Source organism: Achromobacter sp. Bel, from assembly GCF_012928505.1.
Taxonomy (GTDB): Bacteria; Pseudomonadota; Gammaproteobacteria; order Burkholderiales; family Burkholderiaceae_B; genus Achromobacter.
Map to the genome: position 1 here is coordinate 1 of NZ_JABBJN010000072.1, position 21482 is coordinate 21482.

General features: G+C 64.9%; 15 protein-coding genes. 8 read left to right on the forward strand and 7 right to left on the reverse strand.

All coding sequences use genetic code 11. The features are described 5' to 3' along the window. The coding region (locus HG262_RS27905) for a YbfB/YjiJ family MFS transporter (protein ID WP_169274102.1) at positions 1 to 975 on the reverse strand (975 nt) is incomplete at its 3' end. Between the two features lie 64 nt (positions 976 to 1039). Here HG262_RS27905 and HG262_RS27910 point away from each other — a divergent pair. After that, positions 1040 to 1903: a LysR family transcriptional regulator gene (locus HG262_RS27910; RefSeq protein ID WP_169274103.1), complete on the forward strand. Its 864-nt coding sequence runs from the start codon at positions 1040 to 1042 to the stop codon at positions 1901 to 1903. Here HG262_RS27910 and HG262_RS27915 read toward each other — a convergent pair. The 4 genes from HG262_RS27915 to HG262_RS27930 form a co-directional block, all read right to left on the reverse strand. After that, the gene (locus tag HG262_RS27915; RefSeq protein WP_169274104.1) at positions 1900 to 2538 is read right to left on the reverse strand and encodes an OmpW family outer membrane protein; all 639 of its coding nucleotides are present in this window, start codon (positions 2536 to 2538) and stop codon (positions 1900 to 1902) included. The genes HG262_RS27910 and HG262_RS27915 overlap by 4 nt on opposite strands. 292 nt (positions 2539 to 2830) lie before the next feature. Continuing rightward, positions 2831 to 4297, reverse strand: coding sequence for a glutamate synthase subunit beta (locus HG262_RS27920; protein WP_169274105.1), 1467 nt, complete (start codon positions 4295 to 4297; stop codon positions 2831 to 2833). A gap of 8 nt (positions 4298 to 4305) precedes the next feature. Continuing rightward, on the reverse strand, positions 4306 to 9045 hold the full coding sequence (locus tag HG262_RS27925; protein ID WP_169274106.1) for a glutamate synthase-related protein: 4740 nt from the start codon (positions 9043 to 9045) through the stop codon (positions 4306 to 4308). Positions 9046 to 9475: 430 nt separating this feature from the next. Continuing rightward, positions 9476 to 10240 (reverse strand): hypothetical protein, encoded by a 765-nt coding sequence (locus tag HG262_RS27930; RefSeq protein ID WP_169274107.1) that lies wholly within the window; start codon positions 10238 to 10240, stop codon positions 9476 to 9478. Between the two features lie 230 nt (positions 10241 to 10470). On the opposite strand from HG262_RS27930, the gene fghA reads away from it, so the two are divergent. From fghA to rpoH, 3 genes are all read left to right on the forward strand, one after another. After that, positions 10471 to 11337 carry an S-formylglutathione hydrolase gene (gene fghA / locus HG262_RS27935; RefSeq protein ID WP_169274108.1) on the forward strand — a complete coding sequence of 289 codons (867 nt, stop codon included), beginning with the start codon at positions 10471 to 10473 and terminating at the stop codon, positions 11335 to 11337. A gap of 99 nt (positions 11338 to 11436) precedes the next feature. Continuing rightward, a complete protein-coding gene (locus HG262_RS27940) occupies positions 11437 to 12126 on the forward strand; it encodes a hypothetical protein (RefSeq protein WP_169274109.1) in 690 nt (229 codons plus the stop codon). 142 nt (positions 12127 to 12268) lie between these two features. Next, on the forward strand, positions 12269 to 13153 hold the full coding sequence (gene rpoH / locus HG262_RS27945; protein WP_169274110.1) for an RNA polymerase sigma factor RpoH: 885 nt from the start codon (positions 12269 to 12271) through the stop codon (positions 13151 to 13153). 366 nt (positions 13154 to 13519) lie between these two features. On the opposite strand, the gene HG262_RS27950 is transcribed toward rpoH, so the two are convergent. After that, a complete protein-coding gene (locus HG262_RS27950) occupies positions 13520 to 14356 on the reverse strand; it encodes a phosphodiesterase (protein ID WP_169274111.1) in 837 nt (278 codons plus the stop codon). A 196-nt stretch (positions 14357 to 14552) separates the two neighbouring features. Here HG262_RS27950 and HG262_RS27955 point away from each other — a divergent pair, with 196 nt between their 5' ends. Continuing rightward, complete coding sequence (locus HG262_RS27955; RefSeq protein WP_169274112.1) at positions 14553 to 17351, forward strand: cation:proton antiporter; 2799 nt, start codon at positions 14553 to 14555, stop codon at positions 17349 to 17351. 1 nt (position 17352) lies between these two features. Here the strand turns inward: HG262_RS27955 and HG262_RS27960 are convergent, their stop codons facing one another. Next, positions 17353 to 18159 (reverse strand): DUF4743 domain-containing protein, encoded by an 807-nt coding sequence (locus HG262_RS27960; protein ID WP_169274113.1) that lies wholly within the window; start codon positions 18157 to 18159, stop codon positions 17353 to 17355. 290 nt (positions 18160 to 18449) lie between these two features. Between HG262_RS27960 and coxB the strand changes: the two genes are divergently transcribed. From coxB to HG262_RS30880, 3 genes are all read left to right on the forward strand, one after another. Further along, positions 18450 to 19607, forward strand: a complete 1158-nt coding sequence (coxB, locus tag HG262_RS27965) for a cytochrome c oxidase subunit II (protein WP_035213042.1) — start codon at positions 18450 to 18452, stop codon at positions 19605 to 19607. Positions 19608 to 19710: 103 nt separating this feature from the next. Continuing rightward, complete coding sequence (ctaD, locus tag HG262_RS27970) at positions 19711 to 21318, forward strand: cytochrome c oxidase subunit I (protein ID WP_169274114.1); 1608 nt, start codon at positions 19711 to 19713, stop codon at positions 21316 to 21318. Positions 21319 to 21349: 31 nt separating this feature from the next. Further along, positions 21350 to 21475, forward strand: a complete 126-nt coding sequence (locus HG262_RS30880; RefSeq protein WP_006224567.1) for a cytochrome oxidase small assembly protein — start codon at positions 21350 to 21352, stop codon at positions 21473 to 21475. Positions 21476 to 21482 lie beyond the last annotated feature (7 nt).

Sequence of the window (21482 nt, forward strand, 5' to 3'; positions counted from 1 at the left end):
CAGCATGCCGGCCTGCGTGATCACCATGAAGGTGCCGCCCACCAGCAGCGCGGCCACGATCACGGCGGCGATGTGGTGCCAGACGGCCACCGCCAGCATGCCAAGCGCCATCAGCGCCTGCGCACCCTGCCAAACCCGCTTGTCGTCGCGTCCGCGCGCAAGCCTGGGCACCAGCAGGCAGGACACTGCCGCGGCCAGCCCGAACAGCGGCCAGGCCCAGCCGAAGACCGCCGGGTCCGAGATGACTTCCTTGGCCATCGCGGGCAGGAACGTGGCGGGAATGATGTAGCCCACGCCGAATACGCCGTAGTGCAGCGCCAGGCGAGGGACTGCGCGGGACAGCCGGACTGGCTGCGCGGCAGCCGCCGAAGGCCGGCCCGAGGCTTTATGCCGGTTCAGCCCCGGCCAGGCGATGAGGGACAGGGCTAGCGTCAATCCCCCCAGCGCCAGCCACATGCCGTCGGCGCGGACGTCCCACGCCATCAGCGTCAGGCAGGCCAAACCCGTCAGCGCAATGCCCGCGCCCACGCCGGCATAGGTCATGCCCGCAACGGCGGGTTCGCGCGGGTCTCCCGCCGGGACGGGCCGCCAGCCGGCTACGCAGATGAAGGCACTGGCGCTGGCGTAGCCCGCGGCGAGCCGCAGCGCGCACCAGAACGCGACGTCGTGGATAAGCGGCATGGCCAGCGTCAGCAGCGCCACGGCCAGCAGGCTAAGCGCCAATTGGCCGCGCAGGTGACGCACGGGCCAGACGACGGCCGCCAGCGCGCCCAGCAGATAGCCCGCATAGTTGGCCGACGCGATCCAGCTGCCCTGGGCCAGCGACAAGCCGCCTTCCTGCGCCATCAGCGGCCAGACGGGCGTGAAGGCGAAACGGCCGATCCCCATGGCGGCGGCCAGCGCCAGGGCGGCCGGCCAGGCCAGGCTGGCGGCGCTGCGGGAGTCGGGAACGGAAGGGTAAGCAGGCGTTGACATGCGTCCACTCTACGGCTGTACTAATATCTTTAATAGTGAATTATTAAGAACATAGGTTCTTGAAATGAGAAACTTGGATCTCGACGCGTTGCAGATTTTCAAGGCGGTGGCCGATCAGGGCGGCGTGGCGCGCGCGGCCCAGCACCTGAACCGGGTGCAGTCCAATGTGTCGACCCGCTTGAAGCAATTGGAGGCCTCGCTGAACGCCCCGCTCTTCCGGCGTCAGAATCGCCGGCTGGTGTTGTCGGACCAGGGGCGCGTGTTGCTGTCGTACGCCGATCGGCTGTTGCGCCTGTCGGATGAAGCGCAGGCCGCGGTGCGTGATGGCGCGCCGCAAGGCGTGCTGCGCATCGGCACCATGGAAAGCACGGCCGCCGCGCGCTTGCCGCCGATCCTGGCGGCCTATCACGCGGCTTGGCCGCAGGTAGGGATCGAACTGGTTACGGGGACGTCGGGCGCGCTCGCGGCCAAGGTGCGCAACTACGAGATCGAGGCGGCGTTCGTGGCCCAGCCGTTTGCGGCCGACGGCTTGGCCGCCATGGACGCCTTCAAGGAAGAACTGACGCTGATCTCGCCGCTGGCCTGGGGTGAAATCGCCAGCGCTCGCGATTTGGGCGGCCGCACCGTCATCGCGTTTGCGGCCGGGTGCTCGTACCGGCGCATCCTGGAGTCATGGCTGAACCACGAAGGCCTGGCGCCGGGCAGGGTGATGGAGTTTGCGTCGTACCACGCTATCGTGGCGTGCGTGGCGGCCGGCTCTGGCGTGGCCATCGTGCCCCGTTCGGTGCTGGCCGTGCTGGGGGCGGAACGCTCGGTCTGTATCAGCGCGCTGTCCCGCCCCTATGCGCACGCGCAGACCCAGTTGGTGTGGCGTGCGGATGACGATACGCCTGCGCTGCAGGCGTTGCGCCAGCAGTTGATGGCTTAGAAGCGATAGCCGACGCCAAGCGTCGCCACCCACGGATCAATGCGCGCGGTGCCGATGTGCTGGCCATCCAGCTTCACCTTCGACTTGATGTCGATGTAGCGGATGTCGGCGTTCATGAACCAGCGCTCGTTGATCTTGAAGTCCGCGCCCAACTGCGCGGCCACGCCCCAGGAATCGCCCAGCTTCAGGTCAGAACCCTTCAGCGCGCCTTCGGCCTTGGTATCGAAGAAGTGCGTGTAGTTTATGCCGACGCCGATGTAGGGCTGGATCATGCTGTCGGGCAGGATATGCCATTGCAGGCTGAGCGTGGGCGGCAGTTGCTTGCTGGAGCCGATCTTGCCCAGGCCGCTGCCGCTGACGTCGTGTTCGAACGGCCAGGCGCCCAGCAGTTCGATGCCGATGTTGCGCGTCACCATGTAGCCCAGCGTGAAGCTCGGGCGCACGTTGTTGTTGACGTCGAGCTTGACGCTGCCGTCGAGCACCGTGCCATTGTTGGAAGAAGGGCGAACCTGCGTCACGCCCACGCGGAACAGCACGTCACCTGCCTCATGGGCATGCGCGGGAGCGGCGAATGCGCCGGCGGCGATCAGCCCGGCGATGGCGGTGGCGCGGAAACGCCCGTTCAGCGAAAACATTTTTCTTCTCCGATCTTTCCATTAGGGTGAGACGACAGGTTCTCAAACCTGGCTCAGAGCCCGGTTGATATGTGTCAAACCGTGAAAAGATGCGGAAGGTGCCGTGGCGGCCCGGCAACAGGAATCAGAAGCGTCCTAGCCCGTGCCAATAGAAAAATACCGGCGCACCGCCCGGCATGATGGAGCGAGGGCGCATCCTGCGGACATGGAAATGTCATCTGCCTGATAGCATTCGCCGCCTTGGCGCGGGGGCGCGAAGGCGGCGAATGGGGCCGTGCCGGAATCGGAAGGATCAGCGCGGCAATTCGCTTGCGCCCATCAGGAAGGTGTCCACCGAACGCGCGCACTGGCGGCCTTCGCGGATGGCCCAGACCACCAGCGACTGGCCCCGGCGCATGTCGCCCGCGGCAAACACTTTTTCAACGTTGGTGCGGTAGTCGTCGGTATTGGCACGCACGTTGCCGCGCGCGTCGCGGTCCACGCCGAACGCGTCCAGCACCGTCTGCACCGGCGACACGAAGCCCATGGCCAGCAGCACCAGGTCGGCCTTGATCTCGAATTCCGACCCTTCGACTTCGCGCATCTTCATCTGGCCGGTGGCGTCGTCCTTGAACCATTCCACACGGGCGCCGACCAGCTTTTCGACTTTGCCGTTGCTGCCCTTGAGCAGCTTGGTGGTCACGGACCAGTCGCGGTCGCAGCCTTCTTCGTGCGAAGACGACGTGCGCATCTTCAGCGGCCAGTACGGCCACGTCATGGTCTTGTTTTCGGACTCGGGCGGCTGGGGCATCAGTTCGAACTGTGTGACCGAGGCCGCGCCGTGGCGGTTGCTGGTGCCCACGCAATCGGAACCCGTATCGCCGCCGCCGATGACGACCACGTGCTTGCCCTTCGCAAGCGTCTGGTCGGTCAGGCGATCGCCGGCGACGGCCTTGTTCTGCTGGCGCAGGAAGTCCATGGCGTAGTACACGCCCGACAATTCGCGGCCCGGCACCGGCAGGTCGCGCGGGGTCTCGGAGCCGCCGGTCATCACGATCGCGTCGAATTCCGCCTTCAGCGAATCGGGCGTGCGCACCGTCAGTCCATCGGCCACAGGGTCCTTCGGGTTGCCGATGTAGGTCGACGGCGCGAATTCCACGCCTTCGGCTTCCATCTGCGAGATGCGGCGGTCGATCTGGTGCTTTTCCAGCTTGAAATCGGGGATGCCGTAGCGCAGCAGGCCGCCGATGCGGTCGCTCTTTTCGAACAGCGTCACCGAGTGGCCGGCGCGCGCCAGTTGCTGCGCGCACGCCATGCCGGCGGGGCCGGAGCCCACGACCGCGACCTTCTTGCCCGTCTTCTTGGCCGGCACCAGCGGCGCGACCCAGCCTTCGGCCCAACCCTTGTCGATGATCGCGTGCTCGATGGACTTGATGCCGACAGCGTCGCTGTTGATGTTCAAGGTACAGGCGGCTTCACACGGCGCCGGGCAGATGCGGCCGGTGAATTCGGGGAAGTTGTTGGTGGAGTGCAGCACATCCAGCGCGCGGCGCCAGTCCTGCTTGTACACCAGGTCATTCCAGTCGGGGATGATGTTGTTGACCGGGCATCCGTTATTGCAGAACGGGATGCCGCAGTCCATGCAGCGCGCGGCTTGCTGCTTGGCCTGGTCGTCGGTCAGGTGCAGCACGAATTCGCGCCAGTTCTTCAGCCGCTTCTGCGGGGCCTCGGAGGCCTCCTGCAGACGCTGAAATTCCATAAAGCCGGTAATCTTTCCCATGGTATCCCTCACGCAGCCAGTTGTTGCTGGTTGGCTGCACGCCACATTTCACCCAATGCGCGACGGTAGTCCGTCGGCATGACCTTTACGAATTTGCCGCGCGAGGCTTCCCAGTCGCCCAGGATCTCGCGGGCGCGGTAGCTGCCGGTGTAGCGGAAGTGATCTTCCACCAGGCGGCGCAGGATGGTTTCATCCGTCTCGCGTTCGCCACCGCGCTGCGCGCTGTGCCAGATATCGATGTTGTTGGCCGCCTGCTGTTCCGCATGCGGCGCCACGCCTTCCAGTTCCACCATGGACAGGTTGACGCGGTGCTTGAGCGTGCGTTCCGGATCCCAGACGTAAGCCACGCCGCCCGACATGCCGGCCGCGAAGTTGCGGCCCGTCGCGCCCAGCACCACGACCGTGCCGCCCGTCATGTATTCGCAGCCATGGTCGCCCGTGCCTTCGACGACCGTCGCGGCGCCCGAATTGCGCACCGCGAAGCGTTCGCCGGCCACGCCGTTGAAGAACGCCTCGCCTGCCAGCGCGCCGTACAGCACGGTGTTGCCGGCAATGATGTGGTCGGGGCCGAAGCCGCGGAAGTCGTTGGGCGAACGCACGATGATGCGGCCGCCGGACAGGCCCTTGCCGACGTAGTCGTTGCCTTCGCCCACCAGGTCCATCGTGATGCCGTGCGCCAGGAACGCGCCGAAGCTTTGGCCGGCGGTGCCGTTGCACTGGATGTGGATGGTGTCGTCCGGCAAGCCGTCATGGCCGTAGCGCGAGGCCACGGCGCCCGACAGCATGGCGCCGATCGTGCGGTTGCGGTTGCGCACCGGCACGATGAAGGACACCTTTTCGCCGCGTTCCAGCGCGGGGCGGCTGCGGTCGATCAACTGGTGGTCCAGCGCGCCGGCCAGGCCATGGTCCTGCTCTTCGGTCTGGCGCACCTCGGCGTCCGACTGCGTCTGATGGAACACGCGGGCAAAGTCCAGCCCCTGCGCCTTCCAGTGCTCGACGCCCGAACGCATGTCCAGCAGATCGGCGCGGCCGATCAGGTCGTCGAACTTGCGGATGCCGAGCTGAGCCATGATCTCGCGGACTTCTTCGGCGATGAAGAAGAAGAAGTTCACGACGTGTTCGGGCTTGCCCTGGAATTTCTTGCGCAGGACCGGGTCTTGCGTGGCCACGCCCACCGGGCAGGTGTTCAGGTGGCACTTGCGCATCATGATGCAGCCTTCCACGACCAGCGGCGCCGTGGCGAAGCCGAACTCGTCGGCGCCCAGCAGCGCGCCGATGACGACGTCGCGGCCGGTCTTCATCTGGCCGTCGGCCTGCACGCGGATGCGGCTGCGCAGGCGGTTCAGCACCAGCGTCTGCTGCGTCTCGGCCAGGCCCAGTTCCCACGGCGTGCCCACGTGCTTGATGGACGACACCGGTGAGGCGCCCGTGCCGCCGTCATGGCCGGCGATCACGACGTGGTCGGCCTTGGCCTTGGCGACGCCGGCGGCGACCGTGCCCACGCCCACTTCGGACACGAGCTTGACCGACACCGAGGCTTTGGAATTCACGTTCTTCAGATCGTGGATCAGCTGGGCCAAGTCTTCGATCGAGTAGATGTCATGGTGCGGCGGGGGCGAAATCAGGCCCACGCCCGGCACCGAATAGCGCAGCTTGGCGATGTATTCCGACACCTTGTGGCCGGGCAGCTGGCCGCCTTCGCCGGGCTTGGCGCCTTGGGCCATCTTGATCTGGATCTGGTCGGCCGACGACAGGTATTCGGCGGTCACGCCGAAACGGCCCGATGCCACCTGCTTGATCTTCGAGCGCAGCGAATCGCCCTTCTTCAGCACGACGTCGGCTTCGATGCGGTCGGAACCCAGCAGCGAGGCCAGCGTGTCGCCGTCCTTGATGGTGCTCTTGCCTTCGCGCATTTCCGCGCGGTAGCGCAGTTCGTCTTCGCCGCCTTCGCCGGTGTTGGACTTGCCGCCGATGCGGTTCATGGCCACGGCCAGCACCGAGTGCGCTTCGGTCGAGATCGAACCCAGCGACATGGCGCCGGTGGCAAAGCGCTTGACGATGTCCTTGGCCGATTCGACGTCGTCCAGCGGAATGGCGCGCGACGGATCGAAGCGGAACTCGAACAGGCCGCGCAGGGTCATGTGGCGACGGCTCTGGTCGTTGATGATCTGCGCGTATTCCTTATACGTGCGGTAGTTGTTGGCGCGCGAGGCGTGCTGCAGCTTGGCGATGGAATCCGGCGTCCACATGTGCTCTTCGCCGCGGACGCGGTAGGCGTATTCGCCGCCGGCATCCAGGTCGTTGGCCAGCACCGGATCCGTGCTGAACGCCGCGCGGTGCTGGCGCAGCGCTTCTTCGGCTACCTGGAAGATGCCGATCCCTTCGATGTTGGACGAGGTGCCGGTGAAGTACTTGTTCACCAGGGCGCTTTGCAGGCCCACGGCTTCGAAGATCTGCGCGCCGGTGTAGGACATGTAGGTCGAGATGCCCATCTTGGACATGACCTTGTTCAAGCCCTTGCCGATGGCCTTGATGAAGTTCTTCACGGCCTTTTCGGGGTCATTCAGCTTGCCCAGCGATTCCAGCGCCAGGTAGGGGTGAATGGCTTCAGCTCCGTAGCCGCCCAGCAGTGCGAAATGGTGCACTTCGCGGGCCGAGCCGGTTTCCACGACCAGGCCGGTGTTGGTGCGCAGGCCGGCGCGGATCAAGTGTTGGTGGACGGCGGACGTCGCCAGCAGCGCGGGGATGGCCACGCGCTCGCTGTCGACCAGGCGGTCCGACACGATCAGGATGTTGTAGCCGCTTTGAACCGCATCGACGGCGCGCGCGCACAGCGCGGCCACGCGGGCTTCGATGCCCTCGGGGCCCCAGGCGGCGGGGTACGTGATGTCGAGTTCAAAGCTGCGGAATTTCTTGCCCGTGACCTGCTCGATGTCGCGGATCTGCGCCATGGCGGCGAAATCCAGCACCGGCTGGGACACTTCCAGGCGCAGCGGCGGGTTGACGTTGTTGATGTCCAGCAGGTTGGGCTTGGGGCCGATGAACGACACCAGCGACATCACCAGCTGTTCGCGGATGGGGTCGATGGGCGGGTTCGTGACCTGCGCGAACAACTGGCGGAAATAGTTGTAGAACGGCTTGGCGCGGTCGGACAGCACGGCCAGCGGGGCATCGTTGCCCATCGAGCCGATGACTTCCTCGCCGGTCGTGGCCATGGGTTCCAGGATGAACTTGTAGTCTTCCTGGGTCCAGCCGAAGGCCTGCTGGCGGTCCAGCAGCGATACGGACGACTGCGTGGCCACGGCGACCTGGCGCGGGGCCGGCAACGATTCCAGCTTGATCTGCAGGCGTTCGATCCATTGACGGTACGGACGGCTGTTGGCCAGCTGCAGTTTGATTTCGGCGTCGTCGATGATGCGGCCCTGTTCCAGGTCGATCAGGAACATCTTGCCCGGCTGCAGGCGCCACTTCTTGACGATGCGGTTCTCGGGGATCGACAGCGTGCCGGCTTCGGATGCCAGGATGACCATGTCGTCATCGGTGACCAGGTACCGGGCGGGACGCAGGCCGTTGCGGTCCAGCGTGGCGCCGATCTGGCGGCCATCGGTGAAGGCGACGGCGGCGGGGCCGTCCCACGGCTCCATCATGGCGGCGTGGTATTCGTAGAAGGCGCGGCGCGACTCGTCCATCTGCGTGTGCTGTTCCCAGGCCTCCGGGATCATCATCATCATGGCGTGGGCCAGCGAGTAGCCCGAGTTCACCAGCAGTTCCAGGCAGTTGTCGAACGTGGCGGTGTCGGACTGGCCTTCGTAGACGATCGGGTAGAGCTTTTTCAGGTCGTCGCCCAGCACGGCCGACTGCATCATGCCTTCACGGGCGCGCAGCCAGTTGAAGTTGCCCTTGACCGTGTTGATTTCGCCGTTGTGGGCGATCATGCGGTACGGGTGGGCCAGCGGCCAGGCGGGGAACGTGTTGGTCGAGAAACGCTGGTGCACCAGCGCTAGCGCGGACACGGCGCGGGTGTCGGCCAGGTCGCGGTAGTAGCGGCCGACCTGGTCGGCCAGCAGCAGGCCCTTGTAGACCACGGTGCGCACCGAGGCCGACGGCACGAAGTATTCCTTGCCGTGGGCCAGATGCATGGCCTGGATGGCGTGGCTGGCAGTCTTGCGGATCACGTACAGCTTGCGTTCCAGTGCGTCCGGCACCATCACGTCGGCGCCGCGGCCGATGAACAACTGGCGGATCACGGGCTCGCATTCGCGCACGGTGGGCGACATCGGCATGTCGACGTCCACCGGCACATTGCGCCAGCCCAGGACGACCTGGCCTTCAGCGCGCACGGAACGTTCCAGCTCTTGCTCGCAAGCCAGGCGCGAGGCGGTTTCCTTGGGCAGGAACACCATGGCCACGCCGTACTCGCCGGGAGGCGGCAGGACGATGCCTTGCTGGCTCAGCTCGTCGCGGTAGAGCGTGTCCGGGATCTGGATCAGGATGCCCGCGCCGTCGCCCATCAGCTTGTCCGCGCCGACTGCGCCGCGGTGGTCCAGGTTCTCAAGGATCTTCAGGCCTTGCTGGATGATCGCGTGACTTTTCTTGCCCTTGATGTGCGCGACGAAACCGACGCCGCAGGCGTCGTGCTCATTCTTGGGGTGGTACAGGCCCTGGGCCGCAGGCAAACCGATGCGGCTGGCATCGATAGGGGTGGCCTTGGGCGTGGGACAGGATTCGATCGGGGTAATTTGGGGCATGGCGCGCTCCGCAGTGGGCCTGCGTCGTAATGTTGCAGTGCAGGAGACGGACAATACCCCCGCTACAAGTAGGGTGCAATAGGAACAAACAGGGTGTGACCCTATTTATATCTATGCTCCATCATAGGGCATAAATACAGGGACATAACAACGTCCGCGCCGTTATTGGCTTGGCACGAAGGGGGAGTAAGCGGCTTGCAGTCGAACCTGGTGAAATCCCCAATTTTCCCTTTATATGTCCCCATTTAAATAGGGCGCTTGGCTGCGAATTATCAATGGGGTGATGTGGCGAAAAATGCACACGGTCGATCCGGGCCACGCGTCAGCCGGCAGCTCCGGCCGCGCGCGAAGGGCCGGAAACGGCAGCTGCAGCAGATGCCGTCGAAAGAACCGGCCAAAAGAAAACCCGCCATGCTGGCGGGTCGGAAGGTCAGGAGCTTGTCGTCGTCGGGGGAGGTGGCGGCGGGGGCGCCGCAGAACCGGAATCGGCATCCGCAGGCGATGCCGGCTTTTTGCGCGGTCGGCCGCGCTGGCCGGGCGCGACCCGCCGGCTGGCGGTATGAGCCAGGCTGGCGATGAAGCTCGCGCCGCCCAATGCCCATTGGCCCGAGACGGCTTGATCGATGCGCTGCGATTCTTCGCGCGACAGGCCGTCCTGGAGGCGCTTGCGGTAATTGGCCTGGCGGTCGAACGGCGTATTGCCGCATGCCCAGTAGTCGGCGTGATCGGATTGCCACTGCGCGGGTGCCGCGGTCGTGTTGCCCGTGTGGCTGGCCGCCGAGGACCAGGGCCAGGAATCGGGGTCTTGCGACGCGCCGCTGCGCACCGGGTAGGTTTCCAGCCAGACCAACGCCGGTAGCACCCAGGCGCCGGGTTCCAGCAGGGCGGACCGGTACCGGCCTGCGAACACCCGGCCGCCGCGCAGGCGCGCCGCCAGATTGCGGCCCAGGGTCTGCATCAGCCTGGGCAGGCCTTCTTCGTCGGCCGGCGTGGCCAGCAGCAGGATGCGGTCGTTGGCAAGCAGCCAGCCGTGAACCGAGACCCGATGGCGTTGGGCGGATTCGCCCAGCCACGTGGCCAGCTGGTTCAGGATATCGGCCGGCGCGGGTTGCGATGGCGCGGCCAGCGGCGAAATGAAGTTGGCCTGCACCAGTTGGGGCAGCCCAGGGGCGTACAGACGGGGCAGACGGGCCATAGTGTCAGGGCTTGCGTATCTGGAAGAACGGGTTGTCTTCGCTCACGGTATATAAATAGTGCCACGGTGGGCGCTGGTCAAGTCCCGTGATCACAATATGGGCACGGAATCGTTTCTTTTTTTCCGCCGGGCCCGTATGAAGCGCAGGTTAACATTCGGCGACGGAACGTCGTACCGTGGATATACCCTAACCCGTCGACGTTTTTTTCACCCCTGACCGGAGAAATTCCATGCCTGTGGCCTTGGAACTCATTTCCCAGCATCGCTGCTTTGGCGGTACGCAGCGTTACTACCGCCATGAGTCCGCGGCGATCGGCCTGCCCATGCGCTTTTCGGTCTATGTTCCGCCGCAAGCGGAACACGGGCCGGTGCCGGTGCTGTTCTATCTGGCGGGGCTGACCTGCACGGAAGAGACCTTCATGATCAAGGCGGGCGCCCAGCGCCTGGCGGCCGAACTGGGCGTGATGCTCGTCGCCCCGGACACCAGCCCGCGCGGCGCCAACGCGCCCGGCGAAGACGAAAGCTGGGATTTGGGCACGGGCGCCGGCTTCTATGTGGACGCCACCACGCCGGCCTGGCGCGGCCACTACCGCATGTACAGCTACGTCACCGACGAGCTGCACGGCATCGTCACGGGCGACGCCTTGCCTGGCGACGCCTCGCGCACCGGCATTTTCGGCCACTCCATGGGCGGCCATGGCGCGCTGGTGCTGGCACTGCGCAATCCGGGCAAGTTCCGTTCGGTGTCGGCGTTCGCGCCCATCGCGGCGCCCAGCCAGTGCCCGTGGGGCAAGAAGGCGTTTGGCGCCTATCTGGGCGACGACGTCCAGGACTGGGCGGCCTACGACGCCTCTGCCCTGATGCGGGGGCTGCAGCAGCCTTTTCCGGCCGGCATCCTGATCGACCAGGGCGAATCAGACCAATTCCTGGCCGAGCAGTTGTATCCCGACGTGTTCGAAGCCGCCTGCGCCACTGCCGGCCAACCGCTGACGCTACGTCGCCAAGCCGGTTACGACCACGGCTACTACTTCATTTCGACCTTCATCGAAGATCACATCCGGTTTCACGTCGAACGGCTTGGAAAACCGGCAGCCTGAAGACGCGCTTCTATACTTGGGAGCCTGCCGCGGCAGGCTCGTGACGCCCTGGGCGCGCCGGGCTTGGATCCCGTGGCGCCCTGAATAGGAACGCCTGACTTGATCAACGGTATCGCTCCCTTCGTCTGGATACTCCTGGCCGCCGTCGTCGTGCTTTTGCCCGGTATGGCCATGCTGCTGGGCCGGGGCGGCCCCCGCGACGAACGTGGCCGCAAGATGTTCCAGTTGCGGCCGGTGCGCCGCCTGTTCGGCCTGATGCTGGTGCTGCTGGGATGCGTGTCGGGCCTGTTGGCGCTGTCGTTGGTCCAGTTTTTCCGGCTGACCACGGACGAGTCCGTCGCGCGCATCGAGGTGCGCCAGCAGGCGGAGGGCCAGTTCCAGGTCACTGCCACGGCGCCGGGCATCAGTCCGAAGCAATACGTGCTGTATGGCGACCAATGGCAGATTGATGCCCGCGTCGTGCGCTGGAAGCTGCCGGCGCTGGTGGCGGGCGTGCCGCCGCTGTACCGGCTGGAGCGCCTTTCCGGCCGCTATAGCGACACGGCGCGCGAGGCCTCGGCCACACGCTCGGTCCATGCGCTGGATGACTGGCCCGCGCCCGACCTGGGGTCGCTCAAGAAGAGCTTCCCGAACTGGTTCCCCTTTGTCGATGTCCAATTCGGAAGCGGCGCCTATATGCCGCTGTTCGACGGCGCCAAGTACCAGGTGTTCATGGATCCCCGCGGCGCCTTGTTCGTCCGCCCGGACGGCGAGGCGACGGCCGAAGGGCTCAAGCGCCTCGGCTGGTGAGGCCAGGCTGACAAAATAAACGGGGACGCATAAGTTTCCGTGAAACTTTGATGCGCCGCAATAGTCGAATTAGCACTCCCTCTACTAGAGTGCTAACATCGAATCCATGTCGTTACCCCTTCGCTTTCCGGAGACCCCCGCTATGAAACAACCCAGTACCTCGTTGGCCGCTTCCGGCAACGCCCTGGCGTTGGCCATTGCCAATCCGGGCGCACTTGGCACGATCGACGCGTATATCTCTGCGGTCAACCGCCTGCCGGTCCTGTCCGCCGAGCGTGAAACCGAGCTGGGCCGTCGCCTGCGCGACCAGGAAGACCTGGGCGCCGCGCGTGAGCTGATTCTGTCGCACCTGCGTCTGGTGGTGTCGGTTGCCCGCCAATATCTCGGATATGGCTTGCCGCATGCCGACCTCATCCAGGAAGGCAACGTCGGCCTGATGAAAGCGGTGAAGCGTTTCGATCCCGAGCGCGGCGTGCGCCTGGTGTCGTTTGCCGTGCACTGGATCAAGGCTGAAATCCACGAGTACATCATCCGCAATTGGCGCCTGGTCAAAGTGGCCACCACCAAGGCCCAGCGCAAGCTGTTCTTCAACCTGCGCAGCATGCGCCCCGACGGCCAGACCCTGGATCCGGAACAGGTCGATCACATCGCGCGCGAATTGAACGTGCGCCGCGAAGACGTGAGCGAAATGGAAGTGCGCCTGTCCGGCCGCGACATGTCGCTGGAAAACCAGGACGACGACGACGACAGCTATGCGCCGATCGCCTACCTGTCCGACGATGGCCGCCAGGAACCCACGCGGGTGCTGGAACGCGCCGCGCGCGACCAATTGCAAAGCACCGGGCTGAACACGGCGCTGGAAGCGCTGGACGCCCGTTCGCGCCGTATCGTCGAGGCCCGCTGGCTGCAGGACGATGGGGGCGCCACGTTGCATGAGCTGGCGCAGGAATTCGGCGTATCCGCCGAACGCATCCGCCAGATCGAAGCCGCCGCATTGAAGAAGATGCGCGGCAACCTGGCCGCCTGACCGCCGCTTTCGATCCGCAGCATCACCCCAGGAAGGGCCGCTCAGCAAGCGGCCCTTTTCTTTGTGCGGAACCGCCGCGAATGCTGCGGTTGCCCAGGCGTTACGATCGATCAATAAATTGATACAAATTTAGCCCTGAATTTTGCGCGATTGCAGAAACTTAATGGGGATCGCGCCGACTAACTTCATGTAGACCGCGAACTTCGGTTAGCAGTCTTGTCATCCGTCTCGGCTTCTCCTCTTTCCCCTCCCCTATGAGACGGATGCTTGCGGGGCACCATGCATATCTTGGTGCCCCGTTTTTTATGCCCGGCCGGAATGTAGCGGCCGGCAAGGATGCCGGCGTTCAGGTCCAGGTTCCAGGCATTAAGCGGCTTGCGCGTCGTCCGGCGCCAGTGCCGTATGCCACAGCGCGTCCTGTACGCGGCGCACGCCGGTAGCCATCGACCCATCCTGATAGAGCTTGATCCAGCGGTAGCCGGGCGCCATGTTGTCGACCACGTGTTTGCCGTCGCGGATGCTGAACTGGAAGCAGGTCGACGGCGTGGCCAGCATGCGCAGGTTGTGCCGGCGGCGGTCGAACTCGTGGTGCACATGTCCCCACAGCAGCACGCGGGCCTGCGGCCAGCGGGCCAGGCGCTTGAACAGCGCCTGCGGATTGTCGATCATCATCGAGTCATGCCAGTGGCTGTCTATCTGCATGGGGTTGTGATGCATCGCGAGCAGCGTGTGGCGGCCGGGGGCCTCCGCCAGGGCAGCCTCCAGCATGTCCAGCTGGCTGTCGGGCAAGTGGCCGGCATTGGATCCGGGGACCGTGGTGTCCAGCGTCACGATGCGCCAGGCGCCGAGGTCGGTCACCGGCGCCGACCATTGCGGCAATTCCTGGCGCAGCACGGCCGGCTGGTCGTGATTGCCCGGCAGGCAGCGGATCTGCGCACTCGCCAACGCACCGGCTTCGCCCAGGATGGCCGCAAAACGGCGGTAGGAGGCGGCTTCGCCGTCTTGCGACAGGTCGCCCGTGGCCAGCAACAGGTCGGGATGCTTGCCGTCGGCCTCGATCTGGCGCAGCACGGCGCGCAGGCTCGCGTCGGTATTGACGCCCAGCATCGCGGTGTCGGGTTCGCCGAACAAATGGCTGTCGGTCAACTGGACGAGCATGGCGGGCGCATCGTGGCGCCGGGCCAGGGAGTGGACGCGGGGCAAGTGCCGCTCCTGCGAAGTGGATACGTTTGCACATTACCCAAAAAACAGGACGCGGCGCGTATTTCACACGTGCCTTGGGGTAACGAAACGTGCGTTGTCCGCGATTCTTCGCCGTTTGCCGTCCGGGACTGCAGGAAAAAGCCGCTATTCTTGGAAAACTTCACATTCGCTTCATAATCGGGACGCGGCGCTATCCATGGATGTCGGTTTTCTTGTTTTCGGCTTGGCCGGCTTGCTCACCCTGGTCTGCTTCATGCCACCGCTGGCCGGCCGTCTCAAGCTGCCGTACTCGGTGCTGCTGGCTATCGTCGGCTGTCTGTTGGGCATCATCATCCACGTGCATGGCTGGGCGCCCAGCTGGATCAGCGACTTCCTGGACTCGCTGGAACGTTTCGAGATCTCGTCTGAAACTTTCCTGATGGTGTTCCTGCCGGTTCTGCTGTTCGAGACCGCGCTGTCCATGAACGTGCGCCGCCTGATGGACGACATTGGCCCCATCCTGATGATGGCCATCGTGGCGGTGGTGGTGTGCACGGTCGTGGTCGGGGTGACGTTGGACGCGATCTCGCCCTACGGTCTGGTGGTCTGCCTGCTGCTGGGCGCCATCGTCGCCACGACCGATCCCGTCGCCGTGGTGGGAATCTTCCGCGAGGTCGGCGCGCCCAAGCGGCTGACGACGCTCGTCGAAGGCGAAAGCCTCTTTAACGACGCCGCGTCCATCGCCCTGTACTCCGTGCTGCTGGCCGTGCTGAGCGGCCACGGCGAACTGACCGTCAGCGGCATCTTCAACGACTTCATCGTGCACTTCATCGGGGGAGGCATCGCCGGCTTCGCGATGGGTCGGCTGGCCTGCTTCCTGTTCGCGTGGCTGCGCGGTTTCCCTACCGCCGAGATCACGCTGACGCTGACGCTGGCCTACCTGTCCTTCTTCATTTCCGAGCACTACCTGAACGTCTCGGGCGTGGTCGCCACCGTGATCGCGGGCCTGGTCGTGGGGTCCACCGGCCGCACACGCATGTCCCCCACCACCTTCGAATACCTGTCCAGCGCGTGGGAGCAGTTCGGGTTCTGGGCCAACTCGCTGATTTTCCTGTTCGCGGCCATGCTGATACCCAAGCTGATGGCCGCCGCCGATTGGCAGGAACTGGTGCTGGTGGCCGTGGTGTTCGTCGCGACGCTGATCGCGCGCGCCATCGTGGTCTTCGGCCTGCTGCCGTTGCTGGGGCTGACCAAATTGGGTACCAAGGTCAGCAATCCATACAAGGTGGTGATGCTGTGGGGCGGACTGCGTGGCGCCGTGTCGCTGGCGCTGGCGCTGGCCGTGACGGAGCAGACCGGCGTGCCTGAAGAGGCGCGCCAGTTCATCGCGGTGGCCACGACCAGCTATGTCCTGCTGACGCTCTTCATCAACGGCATCAGCCTGCGGCCGCTGATTCGCATGCTGGGCCTGAACCAGCTGTCGTCCGTGGAACGCACCATCCGCAACCAGGCGCTGGCCCTGGCGCTGGAAGACTTGCAGGGCAAAACCGACGAAGTGGCCAAGACCGAGCACATCGGCACCGAGGTCCGCGACCGCATCCGCGCCGTGTTCGACGCCAGCCTGACCAGCGTGCACGACGGCCAGGTCAGCCAGATGAGTGACGAGCAACGCGTGGCCGTGGGCCTGGCCATCGTGGCGCAGCGCGAAGAGGAAATGTTCTTCGACATCCTGAAGGCGCAGATCGTGGACTGGCGCATGGCCGAGGCCCTGCTGGCGCGGGCCGAACGGCTGGAGGATGCCATCCGCCTGGGCGGCGTGCCGGGCTTTGAGCGTGCCATCGTGGCGGACGTGCGCTATTCCACCGGCTTTCGCCTGGCGTTGCGCATGCATTACGTGTTCGGCTTCCAGGGCTGGCTGGCGCGCGAATTGGGGCAGCGCTTCGCCAACCTGATGAGCAAGCGCTCCGTCGCGCAGCGGCTGATCGTGTTCGCGCGCGAGCAGATCACCCCGCTGCTGGGCGAGGACGCCGCGCAGCGCATCGTGTCGCTGCACCAGCGCCGCCTGGACCTGATCGAAAGCGCCATGCAGGCGCTGAACCTGCAATACCCGTCTTACGCGCAGTGGTTGCAGGAAAGCTATCTGGGCCGCGTGGCCCGCGAGCTGGAGCGCATCCGCTACCGCGACATGCTTGAGCAGTTTTTGATCAGCGGCGAGGTCTATGCGGACCTGATGGCGCAGTTGGAGAGCCGCTGGGCGCATATCGATACGCACCCTCCGCTGGACATCGAAATGAGCGCGGCCGAGCTGATCAAGCGCGTGCCGCTGTTCGAAGGCCTGTCTCCCGATTCGCTGCGCGCGATCAGCAAGCTGCTCAAGCCCCGCCTATCCCTGCCCGACCAGCGTGTGTTGACCCAGGGCCGCCATGGCGAGGAAATGTGCTTCGTGGCGTCGGGCGCCGTGGCCGTGCATCTGCCCGACCACACCATGATCGAACTGGGCAGCGGCGAATTCTTCGGCGAACTCGGGTTGCTGGGCGAACAGCAGATCACACCGGACGTGACCTCGTTGGGCTACAGCAAGCTGCTGATGCTGTCTTCACGCGATTTCCATGCGCTGCTGGCGCGCGACGAGCACCTGCGCGAACGCATCCAGGTCGTGGCCAAGCAGCGCCTGCGCGCGATCGAAGTCTGGAAGCAGTTCTCGCAGGCCTCGGCCGCGGCGGCCGCGCCGACCCCTGCGCCGGTTTCGGCCCCGAGCCCGGCGCAGGCCGCCGAAGCGGCGGAAGCCGCGGGCGCCGAGGCGCCTGCGGTGTCGGTCGTGTCGACCGTATCGGATGCCTCGAAAGCACTGGATGTGCCGCAGGGGGCCGATGCGCCGATCGTGTCGGACGCACCGGAAATATCGGACGTGTCCGAGGCCAAGATTGCCGGCCCTCGGCCTCAGCCTGCCGCTAAATCCGACTCGGCCGAGCCCTCGTCCGGCCTGCTGGGCGAACCGGGGGTTGCCCCCCGCTGATTCAGATCTGGCCCGCGGCCTGGCGCTGCATGATGTCTTCGATGATCACCAGCGCCGCTTCCAGCGTGAATTCGCCTTCAGCCACCTGCCGCACGGCGGTCGCCACGTCCACCGTCGCGATCTGCATGACTTCGCCGTCCCGGTTCGCAGGGCGGGCGTCGGCTGCCAGCACGCAGGTGCTGGTCAGCACGTCTTCGACCTGATAGCCCTCGGGCAGCCGGCGGTGGATGCGCAGAATGGTGCGCAAGGGCGTGCGCCGGGCCAGGTCGGGCGCATCCAGGCCCGCCTCTTCGCCGCATTCACGCAGCAAGGCCAATTCCAGGTCTTCACCACAGCCGGCCAGGCCGCCCACCAGGGTGTCCCACATACCGGGATCGGTGGATTTGCTGAGCGCGCGCCGCGCGACCCACAACCGGCCGTCCGGGGTCCAGGCGTTCAGGTGCACCGCTTTGGTCAACAGGCCCAGGGGCCGCACCGCCGCGCGCTCGATCACGCCCAAGGGCAGCACGCCGTCCATGACGTCCAGCAGTTCGTCGCGCCAACCGCGCAGGCAGTTGGCTTGGCGCAACAGTTCCGCGGCGTTTTCCAGCACGGCGTTCAACTCGGCGCCGGGCGCCAGGTCGCGGCCGATATGCAGGGCCGCGTCATCGCAGGCGATGCGGGGCGCGTCGCGCAGCGCATCGCACGCTGCATGCGTGGCCCAGCCGCAGCGGCGCCCCGCTATATATAAAGCGTGCGCGCCTTCGGGGGCGGGTTCCTGCGCGCGGGCGCACAGGTCGGCATACAAATCGGACAACTGCTTGGGCATCGTTGGGCGCCGTGATGAGGTTGGCGGTGATTTTATGCCACCCTGTTTATGCCGCGCGGTCAAGGGGCGCGTGCAGATGGGGGCGGGACCCACGAAATCAAGAGGCCCGTCTTACAACTGTTTGCGTGTCCGCTATAATCCGCCAGTTTCTTTGTGATTTCGAGTGGGAATGCGGGGGCCGCTCTATCTCCCTGCCTAGCCCTGCCATCTAATAATTGCGCGTAGTCCTGTTGAAGTGACACTCGTGCCACTAGGCGACAAGGGCCCTCGCGCCGTGTTTCGAGGTAAGCATGAAGAAGTGGAGAGGGATACTGGGAGCTTGTGCGATGCTGATTGGCAGCGTGGCCAGCGCTCAGGTGCAAGACATGCCCGGCGGCCCGAAGGTCAATCAGCTGAACCTGCATGAAGGTGTCACGGCGATTTCGCGCGACATCATGTGGCTGCATTGGTTGCTGCTCACGATCTGTATCGTGATTTTCATCGGTGTGTTCGGAGTGATGTTCTACTCCATCTGGGCGCACCGGAAGTCCCGGGGGCACAAGGCCGCGACGTTCCATGAGCATCTGGGCGTGGAAGTCGCCTGGACGGTCATCCCCTTCATCATCGTCATCGCCATGGCGCTACCGGCCACCAAGACGGTCGTGGCCATGAAAGACACCTCAAGCGCCGACCTGACCATCAAGGTCACGGGCTATCAATGGAAGTGGGGGTACGAGTACCTCGACGGTTCCGCTGCCGGCGTCAAGTTCCTGTCCACGCTGTCCACGCCCCGCGCGCAGATCGAGAATCGCGAGCCCAAGGGCGAGTTCTACCTGATGGAAGTGGACAACCACATGGTGGTTCCGGTGGACAAGAAGGTCCGGGTCGTGCTGACCGCGGCCGACGTCATTCACTCCTGGATGATCCCCGACTTCGGCGTCAAGCAGGATGCCATCCCCGGCTTCCTGCGCGACGCCTGGTTCCGTGCGGAAAAGCCTGGCATCTATCGCGGCCAGTGCGCGGAACTCTGTGGCAAAGACCACGCCTTCATGCCCATCGTCGTGGAAGTCCTGGCGCAGGCCGACTACGATAAGTGGGTTGAAGACCAGAAAAAGAAGATGGCGGCAAACGCCGACGATCCTAATAAAGAGTGGACGGAAGCCGAACTGGTTGCCCGTGGCGAGAAGGTTTTCGCCGCTAATTGCGTCGCCTGTCACCAGGCTAACGGCAAGGGCATTCCGGGCAGCTTCCCACCGCTTGACGGAGACAAGGTTGTTCTGGGCCCCAAGGCGGACCAGATCAACACCGTGCTCAAGGGCAAGCCCGGCACCGCGATGGCGGCATTCGGCGGGCAGCTCAACGATGTCGAGATCGCAGCGGTCATCAGCTATACGCGCCATGCCTGGAGCAATGCAGGCAAGGGGCAGGACCCGACGGTTCTACCGAAGGACGTCGCGGCCGCGCGTTGATCGCGCGCCTCGCGTTCCCCCCGTTAGAACCGGTTCCGTTTAGTTAGAGATACCCTGCCGTCCCCGTGGAACGGGGGCGGCACTCAGCAGGAAGGAGTCCATCATGAGCAGCGTCACTGTAGACCACGTGTCGCCGGGCCACGGCCACGGTCACGATGACCACCACCACGCCATGCCCACGGGCTGGCGCCGCTGGCTATTCGCCACGAACCATAAAGACATCGGGACGATGTATCTCATCTTCTCGTTTGCCATGTTGCTGGAAGGCGGCACGCTCGCCTTGTTGCTGCGCACCGAATTGTTCGAGCCGGGCCTGCAGTTCTTCCGCCCCGAACTGTTCAACCAGTTCACGACCATGCACGGCATCATCATGGTGTTCGGCGCCATCATGCCGGCCTTCGTGGGTTTCGCGAACTGGATGATCCCGATGCAGATCGGCGCATCCGACATGGCGTTCGCGCGCATGAACAACTTCAGTTTCTGGTTGCTGCCGGTGGCCGCGATCATGCTGACGGCATCGTTCTTCGTGCCGGGCGGCGCCACCGCCGCGGGCTGGACGCTGTATGCGCCGCTGTCCCTGCAGATGGGGCCGGGCATGGACCTGGGCATTTTCGCGATGCACATCATGGGCGCGTCCTCGATCATGGGCGCGATCAACATCATCGTGACCATCCTGAACATGCGCGCGCCCGGCCTGACGCTGATGAAGATGCCGCTGTTCTGCTGGACCTGGCTGATCACCGCATTCCTGCTGCTGGCCGTGATGCCGGTGCTGGCCGCGGCCATCACCATGGTGCTGACCGACCGCCACTTCGGCACGGGCTTCTTCAACGCGGCCGCCGGCGGCGACCCGGTCCTGTACCAGCACGTGTTCTGGTTCTTCGGGCACCCCGAGGTCTACATCATGATCTTGCCGGCGTTCGGCATCGTGTCGGCCATCGTGCCCGCGTTCGCCCGCAAGAAACTCTTCGGCTACGCCTCGATGGTGTACGCCACCGCTTCCATCGCCGTGCTGTCGTTCATCGTGTGGGCCCACCATATGTTCACGACGGGCATGCCGGTGACGGGTCAGCTCTACTTCATGTACGCCACCATGCTCATCTCCATCCCCACCGGGGTGAAGGTGTTCAACTGGGTCGCCACGATGTGGCGCGGCTCGATGACGTTCGAGACGCCGATGCTGTTCTCGATCGGCTTCATCTTCGTGTTCACGATGGGCGGCTTCACGGGGCTGATCCTGTCGGTGGCCCCGATCGACATCCAGGTCCACGACACCTATTACGTGGTCGCCCACTTCCACTACGTGCTGGTGGCGGGCTCGTTGTTCGCGCTGTTCGCCGGCGCCTATTACTGGGTGCCCAAGTGGACCGGCCGCATGTACAGCGAAAAGCTGGGCAAGCTGCATTTCTGGTCGACGCTGATCTCGTTCAACGTGACCTTCTTCCCGATGCACTTCCTGGGCCTGGCCGGCATGCCGCGCCGGTACGCCGACTACGCCGCGCAGTTCACGACGTTCCACCAGATGGCCACCATTGGCGCGTTCTGGTTCGGCCTGTCGCAGCTGATCTTCCTGTGGGCGATCGTGCGCTGCTATATGGGCAAGGGCGAAGTCGCCGCCGCCAAGCCGTGGGAAGGCGCCGAAGGGCTGGAATGGACGGTGCCGTCGCCCGCGCCGTTCCATACCTTCGAAACCCCGCCCGAAGTGAAGTGAACAAGCCTTTCATGTTCCAGGTAGCACGAGAATGACACCCGAGCAGCGCCGCCGTAACAAAATTGCAGGTCTGGTCCTGTTGGCTTTTGTCCTTGCCGTGTTCGCCTGGACCGTGTTGCGGGGTTCGGCGCTGCTGACCGGCAATGCGGTTGGCTAGGACACGG

Bases quoted from the DNA above. Each gene is read 5' to 3' on its own strand.
- HG262_RS27955 (WP_169274112.1), top strand. From the start codon at position 14,553: ATGGATGTCGGTTTTCTTGTTTTCGGCTTGGCCGGCTTGCTCACCCTG.
- fghA (WP_169274108.1), top strand. From the start codon at position 10,471: ATGCCTGTGGCCTTGGAACTCATTTCCCAGCATCGCTGCTTTGGCGGT.
- HG262_RS27960 (WP_169274113.1), bottom strand. From the start codon at position 18,159: ATGCCCAAGCAGTTGTCCGATTTGTATGCCGACCTGTGCGCCCGCGCG.
- rpoH (WP_169274110.1), top strand. From the start codon at position 12,269: ATGAAACAACCCAGTACCTCGTTGGCCGCTTCCGGCAACGCCCTGGCG.
- HG262_RS27920 (WP_169274105.1), bottom strand. From the start codon at position 4,297: ATGGGAAAGATTACCGGCTTTATGGAATTTCAGCGTCTGCAGGAGGCC.
- HG262_RS27925 (WP_169274106.1), bottom strand. From the start codon at position 9,045: ATGCCCCAAATTACCCCGATCGAATCCTGTCCCACGCCCAAGGCCACC.
- HG262_RS27915 (WP_169274104.1), bottom strand. From the start codon at position 2,538: ATGTTTTCGCTGAACGGGCGTTTCCGCGCCACCGCCATCGCCGGGCTG.
- HG262_RS27910 (WP_169274103.1), top strand. From the start codon at position 1,040: ATGAGAAACTTGGATCTCGACGCGTTGCAGATTTTCAAGGCGGTGGCC.
- HG262_RS30880 (WP_006224567.1), top strand. From the start codon at position 21,350: ATGACACCCGAGCAGCGCCGCCGTAACAAAATTGCAGGTCTGGTCCTG.
- HG262_RS27930 (WP_169274107.1), bottom strand. From the start codon at position 10,240: ATGGCCCGTCTGCCCCGTCTGTACGCCCCTGGGCTGCCCCAACTGGTG.
- coxB (WP_035213042.1), top strand. From the start codon at position 18,450: ATGAAGAAGTGGAGAGGGATACTGGGAGCTTGTGCGATGCTGATTGGC.
- ctaD (WP_169274114.1), top strand. From the start codon at position 19,711: ATGAGCAGCGTCACTGTAGACCACGTGTCGCCGGGCCACGGCCACGGT.